Here is a 16,921-nt window from a genome sequence, read left to right as displayed (position 1 = left end):
TTTACAGGAGTTAGATTTACATACATTTGTGAATGTATGTACCATAGCATGACGATAATATAAACGCAGCAATGGGTTTTAGACTCAGGACCCTTGATCAATTTGAAATCGGACACTCGAGGTTTACATATGAACAAAAACAGAGGGTTAACGCCTCTGGCGGTCGTTCTGATGCTCTCAGGCAGCTTAGCGCTTACAGGATGTGACGACAAACCGGCTCAACAAGGAGCTCAGCAGGCGCCAGAAGTCGGCGTTGTGACACTCAAATCTGAACCTCTGCAGATCACCACCGAATTACCAGGCCGTACTAGCGCTTACCGCATTGCGGAAGTTCGTCCTCAGGTTAGCGGCATTATCCTGAAGCGTAACTTTACCGAAGGCGGCGATGTGCAGGCCGGTGAGTCTCTGTATCAGATTGATCCCGCGACCTATCAGGCTTCTTATGAAAGCGCGAAAGGTGACCTGGCTAAAGCACAAGCCGCGGCAAAAATTGCCCAGCTGACGCTGAACCGCTATCAGAAACTGCTCGGCACGAAGTACATCAGCCAACAGGATTACGATACCGCCCTGGCAGATGCCCAGCAGGCTAACGCAGCCGTGGTAGCAGCCAAAGCGGCAGTCGAAACCGCCCGCATCAACCTGGCCTATACCAAAGTGACCTCCCCTATCAGCGGACGTATTGGTAAATCTTCCGTAACGGAAGGGGCACTGGTACAGAACGGTCAGACCACTGCGCTGGCAACCGTGCAGCAGCTCGATCCGATCTACGTTGACGTGACGCAGTCCAGCAATGATTTCCTGCGCCTGAAACAGGAGCTGGCTAACGGCACCCTGAAACAGGAAAACGGCAAAGCCAAAGTGGAGCTGGTTACCAACGACGGTATCAAGTTCCCGCAGGAAGGTACCCTGGAATTCTCCGACGTGACGGTCGACCAGACCACCGGTTCCATCACCTTACGTGCGATTTTCCCGAACCCTGACAAAAATCTGCTGCCAGGTATGTTCGTTCGCGCGCGTCTGGAAGAAGGAACGAATCCAACCGCACTTCTGGTTCCACAGCAGGGTGTGACCCGTACGCCACGCGGAGATGCGAGCGCACTGGTTGTCGGGGCAGATAACAAAGTCGAAACGCGCAATATCACCGCTACCCAGGCGATTGGCGATAAATGGCTGGTGACGGAAGGTCTGAAAGATGGCGATCGCGTGATTGTTACTGGTTTGCAAAAAGTACGTCCTGGCGCGCAGGTAAAAGCACAGGAAGTGACATCTGACGATAAACAACAAGCTTCGGCCGCTGGCCAGTCAGAACAAACCAAGTCTTAACTTAAACAGGAGCCGTTAAGACATGCCTAATTTCTTTATCGATCGCCCCATATTTGCGTGGGTGATCGCCATTATCATCATGCTGGCCGGGGGACTTGCGATCCTGAAGCTGCCTGTTGCGCAATATCCAACGATTGCGCCACCGGCGGTGACGATCTCCGCAACCTACCCGGGGGCTGATGCGAAAACGGTGCAGGATACCGTAACTCAGGTTATCGAACAGAACATGAACGGTATCGATAACCTGATGTACATGTCCTCAAACAGTGACTCCACCGGTACGGTTCAGATTACCCTGACCTTTGAATCCGGTACGGATGCGGACATTGCGCAGGTTCAGGTGCAGAACAAACTGCAGCTGGCGATGCCTCTTCTGCCGCAGGAAGTGCAACAGCAGGGTGTGAGCGTCGAGAAATCGTCCAGCAGCTTCCTGATGGTTGTCGGCGTTATCAACACCAACGGCACCATGACGCAGGAGGATATTTCCGACTACGTTGGCGCCAACATGAAGGACGCCATCAGCCGTACGTCCGGTGTGGGTGACGTTCAGCTGTTCGGTTCCCAGTACGCGATGCGTATCTGGATGGATCCGAACAAACTGAACAACTTCCAGCTGACGCCGGTTGACGTGATTAACGCGATTAAAGCGCAGAACGCCCAGGTGGCAGCCGGTCAGTTAGGCGGTACGCCGCCGGTGAAAGGTCAGCAGCTTAACGCGTCCATTATCGCGCAAACCCGTCTGACCTCCGCCGATGAGTTCAGCAAAATTCTGCTGAAGGTGAACCAGGACGGTTCGCAGGTTCGTCTGCGCGACGTGGCCAAGGTTGAGCTGGGTGGTGAGAACTACGACATCATCGCGAAGTTTAACGGTAAACCGGCGTCTGGCCTGGGTATCAAACTGGCGACGGGCGCGAACGCCCTGGACACCGCGACGGCGATCCGTGCGGAACTGAAGAAGATGGAACCGTTCTTCCCGTCAGGTCTGAAAATCGTTTATCCGTATGACACTACGCCGTTCGTTAAAATTTCGATTCACGAAGTGGTTAAAACGCTGGTAGAAGCGATCATCCTGGTGTTCCTGGTGATGTATCTGTTCCTGCAAAACTTCCGCGCGACGCTGATCCCAACCATCGCCGTGCCGGTCGTTCTGCTGGGGACCTTTGCCATCCTTGCAGCCTTTGGGTTCTCGATAAACACCCTGACGATGTTCGGGATGGTGCTCGCCATCGGCCTGCTGGTGGATGACGCCATCGTGGTAGTAGAGAACGTCGAGCGCGTGATGGCGGAAGAAGGTTTGCCACCGAAGGAAGCCACCCGTAAATCCATGGGCCAGATCCAGGGCGCGCTGGTGGGTATCGCGATGGTGCTGTCCGCGGTATTTATCCCGATGGCCTTCTTCGGGGGCTCTACGGGTGCGATTTACCGCCAGTTCTCCATTACCATCGTTTCCGCGATGGCGCTGTCGGTCCTGGTGGCGTTGATCCTGACGCCAGCGCTGTGTGCCACCATGCTGAAGCCAGTTCAGAAAGGCGGTCACGGCGAGCATAAAGGGTTCTTCGGCTGGTTTAACCGCATGTTTGATAAGAGCACGCACCACTACACCGACAGCGTGGGCAATATCCTGCGCAGCACCGGTCGTTATCTGCTGCTCTATATCATCATCGTTGTGGGGATGGCTTTCCTGTTCGTTCGTCTGCCAAGCTCGTTCCTGCCAGATGAAGACCAGGGCGTGTTCCTGACGATGGCGCAGCTTCCGGCAGGGGCGTCGCAAGAACGTACCCAGAAAGTGCTGGATGAAGTGACGGACTACTACCTCACCAAAGAGAAAGCGAACGTTGAATCCGTGTTTGCGGTTAACGGCTTTGGCTTTGCGGGTCGTGGTCAGAACACCGGTATCGCCTTCGTTTCTCTGAAAGACTGGGCGGATCGTCCGGGCGATGAGAATAAAGTTGAAGCGATCACGGGCCGTGCCATGGGCACCTTCTCGCAGATTAAAGATGCGATGGTCTTCGCCTTTAACCTGCCAGCGATTGTTGAACTGGGTACGGCAACCGGTTTCGACTTCCAGCTGATCGACCAGGGCGGTCTGGGTCACGAGAAACTGACGCAGGCGCGTAACCAGCTGTTCGGCGAAGTGGCTAAACACCCTGACCTGCTGGTTGGCGTACGTCCAAACGGCCTGGAAGATACGCCGCAGTACAAGATCGATATCGATCAGGAGAAAGCGCAGGCGCTGGGCGTGTCCATCAGCGACATCAATACCACGCTGGGTGCGGCCTGGGGCGGTAGCTACGTCAACGACTTCATCGACCGCGGTCGCGTGAAGAAAGTGTACGTGATGTCAGAAGCGCAGTACCGTATGCTGCCGAACGATATTAATAACTGGTACGTTCGCGGCAGCAATGGCCAGATGGTGCCGTTCTCAGCCTTCTCGACGTCGCGCTGGGAATACGGTTCACCGCGTCTGGAACGTTACAACGGTCTGCCGTCGATGGAAATCCTGGGTCAGGCCGCGCCGGGCCGAAGCACCGGTGAAGCCATGAACCTGATGGAAGAGCTGGCAAGCAAACTGCCTGCGGGTATCGGCTATGACTGGACCGGTATGTCCTATCAGGAACGTCTGTCCGGTAACCAGGCCCCTGCCCTGTACGCCATTTCACTGATTGTGGTCTTCCTGTGTCTGGCGGCACTGTACGAGAGCTGGTCAATTCCGTTCTCCGTTATGCTGGTGGTTCCACTCGGGGTTATCGGTGCGCTGCTTGCTGCAACGTTCCGCGGATTGACCAACGACGTGTACTTCCAGGTAGGCCTGCTGACAACCATTGGCTTGTCGGCGAAGAACGCGATACTTATCGTTGAATTCGCCAAAGATCTGATGGAGAAAGAAGGCAAAGGGCTTATCGAGGCGACGCTTGAAGCAGTACGTATGCGTCTGCGTCCAATCCTGATGACCTCTCTGGCGTTCATCCTCGGCGTAATGCCGCTGGTTATCAGCTCCGGTGCGGGCTCCGGTGCGCAGAACGCGGTAGGTACAGGTGTAATGGGCGGTATGATCACCGCGACCGTACTGGCTATCTTCTTCGTCCCGGTGTTCTTCGTGGTGGTTCGCCGCCGCTTCAGCCGTAAGAATGAAGATGTTGAGCATAGTCATTCGGTAGAACCTCACTGATACCGGTTTCATATAATAAAAAGGCCGCATTTGCGGCCTTTTTCATTTTCAGAAAAAATCATAAAATAAGCTTATTGAGGTCCTAATTATTTTCTGCCATCTTAATCAGGCATATCATAATTAACTGATAACTTAATCGGTGAATTCAGAATTTTTCTAAATCTATTTCCCCGCTTAAGTTGTTAGGAATATTCCTAATTAAAAGTTCAGACAAACAAAACGCCAGTTCTGAACTTTTCTTCTGACCGTACGCTAAGCCAATGAAACGTAAGGAAGCGAAAAAAACAATCGTTAATCAGGATAAAAACGTCTGGTTCCGCATGAACATTTGCGTAGACGCTCGCAGCCTGCGGTTTTATTTGTAATTTTTCGTAATAGCGCGGTGAAATCCAGGAAGGAGTGGCTTATAGTTAGGTTATCAGGAACACAGCACTCATGTAGCTAAGTCAGTTGTATCCATCCCGACAATGATGTTCGGTGAGTAAGAAATCACTCAGAAGGGGATGCGCTATGGACGAGTACTCGCCAAAAAGGCATGATATCGCGCAGTTGAAATTTCTCTGCGAATCCTTGTACCATGACTGCCTTGCCAATCTTGATGAAAGCAACCATGGCTGGGTAAACGACCCAACGTCTGCCATCAATTTACAGTTGAATGAGCTGATAGAGCATATTGCTACCTTCGCACTTAATTATAAAATTAAGTACAATGAAGATAATAAGCTCATTGAGCAAATTGATGAATACCTGGACGACACCTTTATGTTGTTCAGCAGCTACGGCATTAACGCCCAGGATTTGCAAAAATGGCGTAAATCGGGAAACCGGCTATTCCGCTGTTTCGTCAACGTGAGCAGAGCTAACCCGGTTAGTCTTTCCTGTTAAAATTATTACAATTACTAAGGTGAATTTATGTCTGATAAACCACTCACAAAGATCGATTATTTGATGCGCTTACGACGTTGCCAGTCAATTGACACCCTTGAACGCGTCATTGAAAAGAATAAATACGAGCTTTCTGATAATGAACTGGCGGTATTTTATTCAGCCGCTGACCATCGCCTTGCAGAGCTGACGATGAATAAGCTGTATGACAAAATCCCCACTTCTGTGTGGAAATTTGTTCGTTAATCTTTGAAGTGTGTCTGTAGAGGTTCTACGCCACGTTATAAGCTGTATTCACCTGTCCCGTTATGCTCCCTGCGCGAAAGCCAGGTCTCCGTGTTAAACGCGCTCATCAGCAACAATGTTGTGACTCTGGTCACATCGGCTTTCCGGGAACGTTCCCCTGATTGCCAGTTGCGATTACCCTTCAGGAATAACATCCAGAGAGGTTTCCGATGAGCATAGAAAAACAGAAGATGATTTCAGGTGAACATTACCGCCCCGGTGATGAGACGCTACGAGCCGACCGGCTGCGGGCGCGCCATCTGATTCACCGCTATAACCACACCGCACCTGACGAAAAAACAGAACGCCAGAACATTCTGGCGGAACTGCTGGGACAAAGCGAAGGGGCGTATATTGAGCCGAGCTTCCGCTGTGACTATGGATATAACATTTATCTCGGCAAAGACTTTTACGCTAACTTCGATTGCGTGATGCTTGATGTCTGCCCTGTTCGTATTGGCGATAACTGCATGCTCGCGCCAGGCGTACATATTTATACGGCAACCCATCCGCTGGATGCAGAAGAACGTAACAGCGGCGTGGAGTTCGGTAAGCCCGTCACTATTGGCAATAATGTCTGGATTGGTGGACGTGCGGTCATTAACCCTGGCGTCACCATTGGCGATAATGTGGTGGTGGCTTCCGGTGCCGTCGTGACGAAAGACGTCCCGGCTAACGTCGTCGTGGGCGGCAACCCGGCGAAAATCATCAAAACGCTGTAACGCTCCGGGGGAGCCAACTGTTATGGTCTTTTAGCACCAGACTGTTACTTTTTTCAGCCTGATGGCTCCCCTAAAATTGGCAGACACCCTGTATTGTCAACTCTCATAAAGGCCAAAAATGACCGAGATACAGCGCCTGCTTACCGCCACCATCGACGATCTTAACCACCGCGAAAAGCGCGACAATCGCCCGCGCTTTAGCATTAGCTTTATCCGCAAACATCCCGGGCTGTTTGTTGCCATGTATGCCGCCTGGCTGGCGACGCTGATTGTAATGCTGAAGTCCGAAACGCTGGTGGACTCCGTCTGGCTGCTGGTGGTGCTGTTTGTCGTCTTTAACGCCTTTTTCTTTTTCGACGTGAATCCCCGCTACCGTTACGAAGATATTGACGTCCTCGATTTCCGGGTCTGCTATAACGGCGAATGGTACAACACGCGTTTCGTGCCCAGGGAGCTGATCGAAAACATCATGCACTCTCCGGCTGTCGACACCGTGCAAAAAGAGAAGCTGCAGAAAATGGTCGCCACCAAAGGCCAGCTCTCGTTTTATGATGTCTTTACCCTTTCCCGACCTGCTGCTGCGTAATTAACGCCTGCAGGCGTCGGATCCCCGGTGCAAACTGCGAAGCAGAGGTGTTGCCGTAACCTAAAACCAGGCCGGTTTGCCCCTGCTTCCTCTCCAGGTAGTACCCGCTCAGTGCCGCGGGTGCCAGCTGAAACGGCCTCGCCTTCTCTACCAGCCTCTGGTCATCAATACCGTCTATCGACAGCGTCAGGTGCATACCGCCTTCACCGGCCAGAATACGGTGCGGAGTATGAAGCTCTGCGCCGAGCACCTCCCGCAGCTGGCGGTAACGCTTACGATAAAGGCGACGCATGGCGGCCAGATGACGGGCATAGTGTCCCTCCTCAATAAACAGCGCCAGGGTGCGCTGTTCTGCACGATGCCCGCCGCGCAGCAGCGAGCCGATGGCCGGGCGCGCCGCTTTCGCCAGCGCTGGCGGCAACACCATAAACCCCATTCTGAGAGACGGAAACAGCGTTTTGCTGAAGGTTCCCAGATACACAACGGGCGCGTTGTTGACCATTCCCAGCATCGCCGGTACCGGCTCACCGACATAACGGAACTCGCTGTCGTAATCGTCCTCAATGATCCACGCCTTGTGCTGGCGGGCCAGCTCCAGCAGGGCAAGCCGCCGCCGCGCGCTGAGCACGCTCCCGTAAGGAAACTGGTGCGATGGCGAGGTAAAAATCAGCGTGGGTGAAGGCGCATGCAGCCCTTCCCAGCGCATCCCCTCGTCATCCACCGGTATACCGGTCATCGCCAGGCCCGTTTTAACAAAGGCGCTTTTAGCCCCGCTATAGCCAGGGTTTTCCACCCAGGCGACATCCCCCGGCTCGCTTAACAGCATCGTGCACAAATTAACGCCCTCAAGCGCCCCTTCTGTTATCACAATCTGGCTGGCGTCACAGTCAATGCCGCGAGAGAGAGCAAGGTGGCGGGCAATGGCTGCCCGCAGCGACGGCTCCCCGGCCGGGTCGCCATAGCCCAGCAGAGCGCTCCCCTCCTCCCGCAGGACGCGATCGTACAATCGTCGCCACAGCGGCAAGGGGAAATAGTTGATGGCGGGCGTTCCCGGCGTAAACGCCATTACCGGGGTGTCGCGCGGTACAGGCTCAGGCAGCTGAGCGACACGTTTTGCAAGCCGGACGTCAGGATCCGGCAGCACCCGCCGGCTGGCACGATGGGCGAATTGCGCCACCCGCGTCCCCTGACGGTTACGCAGCAAATAGCCTTCAAGCGTGAGCTGGTCCAGCGCCGCATTGACGGTGTTCCGGGAAACGCAGAGCTGCTGCGCCAACGTTCGCGAGCCGGACAGCTGGCTCCCGGAGCGAAGTCTTCCGCCCAGTATGGCCTCCCGCAAAGCGAGATAGAGCGCGCGCTGGAGCGTCTCTTCCCCACGCGTTTTCAGCGCAGCGTGAAGCAAAGTATAAAGTTCATCGCCCGGTATGTTCATTTCATCTCCTTGTGGTACCACTAAAACATAGTCGAGTGGTTCTTTTTAAGGAACCAGTAATTTTCTAATCTGGAACTCTTCTCAACGTCACGGAAATAAAAATGAAGACATTCAATGAGTTTGGACAACCTGTGGGCGAAGCTCTTACCAACTGGCAGCCCCGCCCTCATCCGTCCCGGGTGGTACTGCAGGGGCGTTATTGCCGGCTTGAACCGCTGCGCGTGGAGCATGCCGAAGCGTTGTTCTCCGCCTATGCTCTGGCCGGAGACACCCGCAGCTGGACGTGGCTGCTGCGTGAACCCGATGCCACGGCCGCGGAGTTTGCCGAATGGGTGGCAAGCGTGTGTGAGTTATCGGACCCGATGCACTTTACGGTTATAGATAATCAGACTCAGGCCCCGGTCGGGACGCTGGCCCTGATGCGGATCGATCCCAAAAACGGCGTTGTGGAAGTAGGACACGTTCACTTCTCCGTGCTATTAAGCCGTACGCCCATGTCAACAGAAGCGCAATATCTGCTAATGCGGTACGTGCTCGATACCCTTGGCTATCGGCGATATGAATGGAAGTGCAACAGCCTGAACGAGCCTTCGCGCAAAGCGGCACTGCGTCTGGGCTTTCAGTTTGAAGGGCGCTTTCGCCAGGCGCTGGTCATAAAAGGCCGTAACCGGGATACCGACTGGTTTTCGATTCTCGACAAAGAGTGGTCGGCACTGGCGAGCGCCTTTGAAGGCTGGCTTGCCACCGACAATTTTACTGCCGATGGCAAACAGAAGAGATCCCTGGAAAGCTGGCGAGAAACACGCGTTTAGCGTCTTTTTTTACGTCCCTGCACCGCCTTAAAGCGCGGATTGGATTTGCAAATCACGTATAAGCGTCCCTTGCGTTTGACTATCTGGCAATCCGGGTGACGCTGTTTTGCGCTGCGCAATGAGTTAAGCACCTGCATGGTTAGCCCCGCTTCGCATTAAGAAAGCCGCCAAAACGCTTGCGGAAGCGCGCCGCGCTGCCGTCCGTGGAGAACGTTTTTTGCTTGCCGGTATAAAACGGATGCGATTTTGAAGAAACCTCGATGGTGATGTACGGATACGTTTCACCGTCGAGTTCAATTTCGCGGTCGGTTTTAATGGTTGAACCAACTTTAAAGTATTCATTGGCACTGGTGTCGTGGAATACCACGGTGCGATACGCTGGATGGATGTTTGGTTTCATCGTAAACCCCATGTGTTTTGTTATAACATAACAAAATAATATCCAGGCCATGTTGAAAAAACAACCCCCCTCTCTTCCGACGATATTTTCTGATTTGCTTTAGATAACATGAAAACCCTGCCCCCACGTGCTATAACTATTTCATTTCGCGGTAAAATATCTCTCTGCAGGTAGGGAACTCAGTGCCCGAATTCGGGCATATGAGAAAGGAAACGACAGTATGAAAACCCGACATCTGGTCAGTCTGGTGACTGGCGTACTTATCTTTTCCGTGCTGGTTCCCATTTGCCTCAGCATCTGGCTGGCCCATCGCCAGGCGGAAGAGAAATTTGTCGATGCGCTGGATAGCTATGCTTCTCGCGTGCTGATGCGCACCGACAGGGTCGTGGATCAAGCTAAAGAAGCGTTAAATCATCTGCAGGAATTTAAAGGGGTCCCCTGTAGCCCGCTGCACTTGAGGGAGATACGTCGGGTCGCGTTCTCATGGCGCTATATCCAGGAGGTGATCTACATCGACAATCTCCGCCCAATCTGCTCTTCGCTTGAGCAGGCCAGCAAAGCGGTCCCTTACCCTCCTCCCATGCGGATAACCGAAGATGGTTACAGCGCGTGGCTTACCGCACAAAACGATCTTGGTTTTCACCGCTACATGGCCGTCCTGGGAAAAGGTCATTACCTTGTTCTGATCGATCCTGCCTCGCTTGTGGATGTGATCCCCTTCGGGGCGATTGCCATTGATGCCGCCCTGGTGGGAAGCGCAACGCATCTTATTTTCGCCAGCAGTAACACGCTTGATCCGCATATCCGCGATCGGGTTAACGATCGGGGTATCTCCAGCATTCAGTACAATGGTTCGATGTATGTGATGAAACCAGTCCCTGAGTTGGGGTTTACCGTCGTCGCATGGGCTACGCTCAAGCCCCTGGCTGAAACCTGGCACCGGCAACTGCTTTTCTGGCTGCCGTTTGGCATGCTGATAAGCGTGCTTGCGGCACTGTTTGTCCTGCGGATCCTGCGACGCATCCAGTCGCCACGCAATCGCCTGCTTGACGCCATTAACAGCCGCGATTTTGTAGTTCACTATCAGCCCATTGTGGCGCTGTGTAGCGGCAAAATTGTCGGCGCAGAGGCACTGGCGCGCTGGCCCCAGCCAGACGGAAGCAGTCTCTCGCCTGATATTTTTGTGCCGCTTGCTGAACAAACCGGCCTCATCTCGCAGCTGACGCAGTTAGTCGTGGAAAAAGTGTTTGAAGATATGGGCCACTGGCTGCAGCTCCACCCCGATCAGCATATCTCCATCAACCTCGCCCCGGCCGATTTGACCTCCAGTAACCTGCCGCTTTTACTGAGCCAGCTACTGAATAAGTGGCAGATTCACCCCAGACAAATCGCCCTTGAGTTAACCGAGCGTGGCTTTGCTGACCCCAAAATCAGCGCGCCGGCTATCGCCGCGTTTCGCCGTTCGGGCCACCCTGTCTACATTGATGATTTCGGCACGGGCTATTCCAGCCTCAGCTATCTGCAGGATCTTGATGTCGACACGCTAAAAATTGATAAATCGTTCGTGGATGCGCTGGAGTACAAAAACGTAACGCCGCACATTATCGAAATGGCGAAATCGCTGCAGCTGGCGATGGTGGCGGAAGGCGTGGAGACCGAAGGGCAGCTCACCTGGCTGCACCGCCATGGCGTGCAGTACGGGCAGGGATGGTTCTACAGTAAGGCGCTGCCAAAGACGGAATTTATTCTTTGGGCAGAAAACAACCTCGCCACGCGCTCTACTTAAGATAGGATTTGATCACCTGCAGCACGACGCCAAGATCGGCTTCACGCTGCGCCTCTTCAGGCTCTTTCACGACATGATCGGTAAGATGCCCTTCAATCACCTGCATCATCATGCCATTGACCGCTCCACGGATCGCCGCCAGCTGCTGTAGCACGTCGGCACATTCGTGATCGCTGTTGAGCATTTTTTCCAGCGCGGTGCTCTGCCCCTGAATTTTCTTCAGGCGAGTCAATAACATCTTCTTGTCGCGAACGGTATGTGACATCTCTGTCTCCCTCTGTTTTGGCTTTTTAAGCATATCACGCTCTACTCCCCCTGAGTATTTTTCTACTGGGGGGTAGTATTACTCTACTGGGGGGGAGTACTATTTGCGCACGCTTTCCACACTGGAAATTTCAATGAACGATTTTGCTTCACTCCTGCAGCAGGGTAATGCCTGGCTGTTTGTTCCCAGCGCTATCCTGCTCGGTGCGCTGCATGGCCTGGAGCCGGGCCACTCAAAAACAATGATGGCTGCCTTTATCGTGGCTATCCGCGGCACGCTGAAGCAGGCGGTGCTGCTCGGTCTGGCGGCAACGCTTTCCCATACGGCGGTGGTCTGGATCATTGCCATGGCGGGATTATGGTTTGGCCGCGGCTGGGACGCACATACGTCCGAACCCTGGTTCCAGCTGATCTCCGGGGTGTTGATCGTTGCGATCGCCCTGTGGATGGCGTGGCGAACCTGGAAAGAGAGCCAGCCGCACGATCATCATCACGATCATGACCACCATCATGATCATCACCATCACCATGCACAGCCGCTGGTTGAAGAGGAGTGGCAGGACGCCCACCAGCGCGCGCACGCGCAGGATATTAATCGACGTTTTAACGGGCAAAACGTGACGACGGGACAGATCGCGATGTTTGGCCTGACCGGCGGGCTTATCCCCTGCCCGGCATCCATCACCGTTCTGCTAATCTGCCTGCAGTTGAAGCATTTTGCGCTCGGCGCGACGCTGGTATTCAGCTTCAGTATCGGTCTGGCGTTAACGCTGGTCGCTTCCGGCGCGATTGCCGCCTTAAGTCTTAAGCACGCGACAAAACGCTGGCCCGGATTTAGCGAACTTTCCCGCAAAGCGCCGTGGATCTCCGCGGCGCTAATTATCGTGGTAGGGATTTACATGAGCCTGCATGGCCTGAGCGGCATTCTGGCGTAAGCCTGCGGCCACGCCATGTGACCGCATCTGAATGGTCAGTTAAGGGTTCTGCTGCCAGCTAAAGGTATAACGAAGCTGGCGCGTCTGCAGGATGAATTCCGGCGAAACGCTGGGGCTCCAGGAGTCATCGCCGCCCACGCCCATATGGAACGCATCGAGGTTGAGCCAGCACCCTGGCTCTTCCCGCAGCAGATGATGATGGGTTGTCTCACGAAGCTGCTGCTGGCCGTAGCGGCTCACCGAGAAATGGAACCGGCCGTTCAGCTGGTGCGGTCCCAGCAGAAGCTTCCGGGTATCGCAGCGCAAACCGTTTTCCGTCGGGAAGATATACGGCGTGTGCATGGCCTCCAGGGGCAATACCCAGCGCCCCTGCTGCGCCGCCAGCTTTCTGTCCGGGTAGTTTTCATGCGGCCCCAGCCCCAGCCAGTCAACCTTTTCCGGCGCTTCAGCGAGATGAACGCTCAGGCCAATGCGCGCAGGTTCAGGTATATCAGACGCCATATCGACCTGAATATCGCCATGCAGAATCCCCTGCTCGTCCACCCGCCAGATTTTACGGCTCAGGAACAGCGCCTTGCCGCGATGCTCCAGGACATGCTGAGTTCTCACCACCACTTCGCCTGCGTGCTGCTCTGCCTCACAGTGCAGAACGCGCGATGTGAGATCGTACATGCCCGCCGCTTTCCAGCGTTCCACCCACGCGTTCGGATCGATGCGCGTCGCTTCGCTCACGCCAATGTCGTTGTCCAGCGGCGCGCGGCAGACGTTATCCGACACGGGGGAAAGCAGCGTTTCAACGCCATTTCGCCACCATTGAGTCAGGTATCCGGAGGCGCGATCGAACTGCCAGCGCTGTTGACGATGCGTGATCTCCAGGATGCGATCGCTTTGCGTTAACACCGGCGGCTCGCCCGCCGGAGCTGGCGGAGCAATAAAGAGTGGAGCCGGAAGCGGCCACTGCTCCCACGCGCATCGATGGCCTGCCGGTGACCACGGCGTTGCCCGCGGCTGGCGAATCTCAACGTTCAGCCAGATTTCACCCGGCTCGTCCTTCAGCTCCGGCAGGTCGAACTCCAGACGCTGGATACCTTCCGGCGCCATCGCCAGCGTCACCTCGTCCGCAGCGAGCACGTCCCCGTCCCGGGCAACCGTCCACCTCAGCACTTCGTTATCGCTGTGACGGAACAGATAGCCGCTTTGCACCTCAATCGCCAGCGGAGAGGTGCTGACCAGCGTAAAGGTAAAGAACTGCTGGGCGCGCTGGGCCTCGTACAGCGCCGGGTGCGGCGTGCGATCGGGGAATACCAGCCCATTGAGGCAGAACTGTCGATCGTTCGGCTGATCGCCAAAGTCTCCGCCGTACGCCCAGAACGCGTTGCCCTCTTCGTCTTGCTTCGTCAGGGCCTGATCGACCCAGTCCCAGACAAACCCACCCTGCAGGCGAGGATGGCTGCGAAACGCCTGCCAGTATTTTGCGAACCCACCAAAGCTGTTTCCCATCGCGTGGGCGTATTCACAGAGGATCAGCGGACGTGTCTCGTCCGGCATGCCGATCCATTTCTTGATTGACCATTTAGGCACCGCCGGGAAGGGCTGATCCCAATCGACCCGAGCGTACATCGGGCAGACAATGTCGGTCGCCGCCGTATTGGCCCCACCGCCTTCGTACTGCACAGGCCGCGTTGGATCGGTGGCTTTCAGCCAGCGGTACAGCGCATCGTGATTCGCGCCGTGGCCGGACTCGTTGCCCAGGGACCAGATGATAATTGAGGGGTGATTACGATCGCGCTGCACCATGCGGGTAACGCGCTCGCTCATGGCGGGCAGCCAGCGCGGATCGTCAGCCAGGCGGCTCATCGGCACCATGCCGTGCGTTTCGATATTGGCTTCGTCAACGACGTACAGCCCGTAGCGATCGCAAAGCCGGTACCACAGGGGATGGTTCGGATAGTGGGAGCAGCGCACGGCATTGAAGTTGTGCTGCTTCATGATTTCGATATCACGACGCATGGTCGCTTCGTCCATCACCTGACCGTTTTCCGGGTGATGCTCGTGCCGGTTAACCCCGCGGATCAGAAGCGGTTTACCGTTAAGCTTCAGCAGGCCGTTGCTGATGTCAACGCGGCGGAAGCCCACATCGCAGGCCTCAACCTCCAGTACCTCACCCCGCGGATTAAGGAGCGCTATCGTCAGACGATACAGTTCCGGCGTTTCAGCGCTCCAGAGCGCGGGATAGTCGACGGGGATCGCCACCTTTAAGCGCTCGGCCCAGCTGCCGCGCTCGTCCACAATGTCAGACCCCGGACACCGGGAAACGCTGGCGCATTTTTCACCCTTGCGCCACAGGGTAAAGACCACCTCGCAGTCTGCAAAGCCAGTCCCTGCCAGCGCGACTTCAGCCTTCAGCACCGCGCGGTCCAGCTCTGCATTCAGATCCGTCACCACGTGATAATCAGCAATCTGCGTTTCGGGTTTATGCAGCAGCGTCACGTCGCGGAAAATGCCGCTCATGCGCCACATGTCCTGATCTTCCAGATAGCTGCCGTCGCACCAGCGTAACACCATGACCGCCAGGCGGTTCTCACCGGGCCGCAGGACCGCTGAGAGATCGAATTCGGCAGGCAGCCTACTGTCCTGGGAATAGCCCATCCACCGCCCGTTGCACCACAGATGAAACGCCGAGTTCACGCCGTCAAAGATGATGCGGGTCTGCCCGCTCTGAAGCCACGCGTCATCCACGTTGAATGTGAGCGAGTAACAACCGGTTGGGTTTTCTTGCGGCACAAAAGGGGGATTAACGGGGATGGGATAGGTGACGTTGGTGTAGATTGGCGTATCAAACCCCTGCATCTGCCAGTTCGACGGCACGGGCATCGCAACGGCGTCTGCGCAATCTTCGGTTATCCATGCCTCCGGGATTTGCTCGGGTGCAGTAAAGTAGTTAAATCGCCACACCCCATTGAGGGAGCGCCTGCTGGCGGATGCAGTATCATCCCGGGCAGGCTGTTCAAGACGCCAGCTGTGTAACGGCGCATGTGCCTCCAGACGGTTCCACTGGGTGACGCCCGGGTTTTCCCAGTCCCGTCGGGCCAGAATGGCGCTGAGAGTCAGCGATAAAGTGTTGGGCATATTAACCTCTTTGCGAAGCGCTCACAATTTTGGTTAACATGCCCTGGCGCCCGGCGACGGTAAAGCGTTGAATCGCGGGGTAGCGAGTCCGATCACAAAGTTTTATTTGCGGGCAAGCTGCTCGGCAAGGAGTGCCAGGCTTCTGAGCTGCTGCGCCAGATCCTCTCGTTCGGCCTGCTTCGGGGTGCGGCGCGCGCAGGAGTGGCGGGTCACCAGCGTCACCGGCAACTGAACCTGCCAGCATTCCTCGTCCCCGGAGGGGTCCAGCAGCCACTCCACACTGCGCTCGCCCGCCTCGCGAAACGCCTGACGAATGGTCGTCAGCGGTGGGGAAAACCAGGCGCTGTCGGCCGTATCGTCAAACCCGACCACCGATATCTGACCGGGAACAGCGATCCCTTTTTCCGCACAGGCGCGCATCACCCCAAGCGCCATCTGATCGTTCGCCACCAGAATAGCATCCGGTAATACCGCCCCCGAGAGCAGCACGTGTCCCTTCTCATAGCCGCTGGCCGCACTCCAGTCGCCGTAAGCCACCGCAACCGCGTCAAGACCCGCCTGTGCCAGCGTTGCTTTCCACCCCGCCAGACGCGCGCGCGCGGAAACCGAGCTTTCCGGCCCGCTCAGCAGGGCAATATGCCGATGCCCCAGCGAAAGCAGATGTTCAACGCCCAGGCGCGCCCCTTCCCCGGCGTTAAACACGAGGCTATTTACCTGTGCTGACGGCGACACGTCGAGGAACAGCACCGGGACAGGCGTCGCCAGCGCCATGAGCTCTTCGGCGAGCGGATCGTCAAGCGGCACATTTACCAGCAGCGCGTCTACCCGCTGCGCCAGCAGCGCCTGAAGCGCGGCCTGGCACTGATGCGGCTGTTCCACCATGGAAATCAGGACGCTCGCCCCCTGCTCTGCAGCCCGGGATTTTACCGCCGACACAATTTGCGAGGGCGCATGCAGCGCCAGATCGGTGGTGATGAGGCCCAGCGTACGGGTGCGTTTACCCGCCAGCTGCTGCGCCCGCAGGTTGGGGACGTAATGCAGCTCCGCCATCGCCTGCTGCACCTTTTCACGCGTGCGGGCAGAGACGTGCTCCGCGTCGTTAATCACGCGGGAAACGGTCTGATAAGAAACCCCCGCAAGGAGGGCAACATCATAGAGAGTGATTGCTTTCATGCGTTCCGGCATCGCTATTT

General features: G+C 55.8%; 15 protein-coding genes. 9 read left to right on the top strand and 6 right to left on the bottom strand.

Translation table 11 applies throughout. The features are described from left to right. Window positions 1-129 precede the first annotated feature (129 nt). The 6 genes from acrA (at window position 130) to AC4ICF_RS05305 (ending at window position 6,970) form a co-directional block, all read left to right on the top strand. Window positions 130-1,323 carry a multidrug efflux RND transporter periplasmic adaptor subunit AcrA gene (acrA, locus tag AC4ICF_RS05330; RefSeq protein WP_061099016.1) on the top strand — a complete coding sequence of 398 codons (1,194 nt, stop codon included), beginning with the start codon at window positions 130-132 and terminating at the stop codon, window positions 1,321-1,323. Window positions 1,324-1,345: 22 nt separating this feature from the next. Beyond that, window positions 1,346-4,492 carry a multidrug efflux RND transporter permease subunit AcrB gene (gene acrB / locus AC4ICF_RS05325; protein ID WP_061099017.1) on the top strand — a complete coding sequence of 1,049 codons (3,147 nt, stop codon included), beginning with the start codon at window positions 1,346-1,348 and terminating at the stop codon, window positions 4,490-4,492. Between the two features lie 510 nt (window positions 4,493-5,002). Then, on the top strand, window positions 5,003-5,377 hold the full coding sequence (gene tomB / locus AC4ICF_RS05320) for an Hha toxicity modulator TomB (protein WP_008499288.1): 375 nt from the start codon (window positions 5,003-5,005) through the stop codon (window positions 5,375-5,377). A 27-nt stretch (window positions 5,378-5,404) separates the two neighbouring features. After that, window positions 5,405-5,623 (top strand): hemolysin expression-modulating protein Hha, encoded by a 219-nt coding sequence (hha, locus tag AC4ICF_RS05315; protein ID WP_008499287.1) that lies wholly within the window; start codon window positions 5,405-5,407, stop codon window positions 5,621-5,623. A gap of 209 nt (window positions 5,624-5,832) precedes the next feature. Further along, window positions 5,833-6,384 (top strand): maltose O-acetyltransferase, encoded by a 552-nt coding sequence (gene maa / locus AC4ICF_RS05310; protein ID WP_163330441.1) that lies wholly within the window; start codon window positions 5,833-5,835, stop codon window positions 6,382-6,384. Window positions 6,385-6,502: 118 nt separating this feature from the next. Then, on the top strand, window positions 6,503-6,970 hold the full coding sequence (locus AC4ICF_RS05305) for a YlaC family protein (RefSeq protein WP_116341568.1): 468 nt from the start codon (window positions 6,503-6,505) through the stop codon (window positions 6,968-6,970). Here AC4ICF_RS05305 and pdxR read toward each other — a convergent pair. Beyond that, window positions 6,942-8,402: a MocR-like pyridoxine biosynthesis transcription factor PdxR gene (gene pdxR / locus AC4ICF_RS05300; protein ID WP_316380347.1), complete on the bottom strand. Its 1,461-nt coding sequence runs from the start codon at window positions 8,400-8,402 to the stop codon at window positions 6,942-6,944. The two genes, AC4ICF_RS05305 and pdxR, sit on opposite strands and share 29 nt — an antisense overlap. 101 nt (window positions 8,403-8,503) lie before the next feature. Here pdxR and AC4ICF_RS05295 point away from each other — a divergent pair, with 101 nt between their 5' ends. Further along, a complete protein-coding gene (locus AC4ICF_RS05295) occupies window positions 8,504-9,214 on the top strand; it encodes a GNAT family N-acetyltransferase (protein WP_316380346.1) in 711 nt (236 codons plus the stop codon). On the opposite strand, the gene ykgO is transcribed toward AC4ICF_RS05295, so the two are convergent. Both ykgO and AC4ICF_RS05285 read right to left on the bottom strand, forming a co-directional pair. Further along, the gene (gene ykgO / locus AC4ICF_RS05290; protein ID WP_003859006.1) at window positions 9,211-9,351 is read right to left on the bottom strand and encodes a type B 50S ribosomal protein L36; all 141 of its coding nucleotides are present in this window, start codon (window positions 9,349-9,351) and stop codon (window positions 9,211-9,213) included. The two genes, AC4ICF_RS05295 and ykgO, sit on opposite strands and share 4 nt — an antisense overlap. A gap of 2 nt (window positions 9,352-9,353) precedes the next feature. Then, on the bottom strand, window positions 9,354-9,614 hold the full coding sequence (locus AC4ICF_RS05285) for a type B 50S ribosomal protein L31 (protein WP_006176933.1): 261 nt from the start codon (window positions 9,612-9,614) through the stop codon (window positions 9,354-9,356). Window positions 9,615-9,834: 220 nt separating this feature from the next. Here AC4ICF_RS05285 and AC4ICF_RS05280 point away from each other — a divergent pair, with 220 nt between their 5' ends. Further along, window positions 9,835-11,400: an EAL domain-containing protein gene (locus AC4ICF_RS05280; protein WP_316380345.1), complete on the top strand. Its 1,566-nt coding sequence runs from the start codon at window positions 9,835-9,837 to the stop codon at window positions 11,398-11,400. Here AC4ICF_RS05280 and AC4ICF_RS05275 read toward each other — a convergent pair. Beyond that, window positions 11,393-11,665, bottom strand: coding sequence for a metal-sensing transcriptional repressor (locus tag AC4ICF_RS05275; RefSeq protein WP_116341576.1), 273 nt, complete (start codon window positions 11,663-11,665; stop codon window positions 11,393-11,395). The two genes, AC4ICF_RS05280 and AC4ICF_RS05275, sit on opposite strands and share 8 nt — an antisense overlap. Window positions 11,666-11,798: 133 nt before the next feature. On the opposite strand from AC4ICF_RS05275, the gene AC4ICF_RS05270 reads away from it, so the two are divergent. Continuing rightward, the gene (locus AC4ICF_RS05270) at window positions 11,799-12,599 is read left to right on the top strand and encodes a nickel/cobalt efflux protein RcnA (protein WP_491466158.1); all 801 of its coding nucleotides are present in this window, start codon (window positions 11,799-11,801) and stop codon (window positions 12,597-12,599) included. 39 nt (window positions 12,600-12,638) lie between these two features. On the opposite strand, the gene AC4ICF_RS05265 is transcribed toward AC4ICF_RS05270, so the two are convergent. Together AC4ICF_RS05265 and AC4ICF_RS05260 are read right to left on the bottom strand one after the other, a co-directional pair. After that, a complete protein-coding gene (locus AC4ICF_RS05265; RefSeq protein WP_316380343.1) occupies window positions 12,639-15,728 on the bottom strand; it encodes a beta-galactosidase in 3,090 nt (1,029 codons plus the stop codon). Window positions 15,729-15,830: 102 nt separating this feature from the next. Continuing rightward, complete coding sequence (locus tag AC4ICF_RS05260) at window positions 15,831-16,901, bottom strand: LacI family DNA-binding transcriptional regulator (protein ID WP_116341582.1); 1,071 nt, start codon at window positions 16,899-16,901, stop codon at window positions 15,831-15,833. Window positions 16,902-16,921: the final 20 nt, after the last annotated feature.

This window comes from Enterobacter sp. ECC_219_Taxon_10 (genome assembly GCF_058354905.1).
This window is presented reverse-complemented; position numbering and strand designations above follow the sequence as displayed.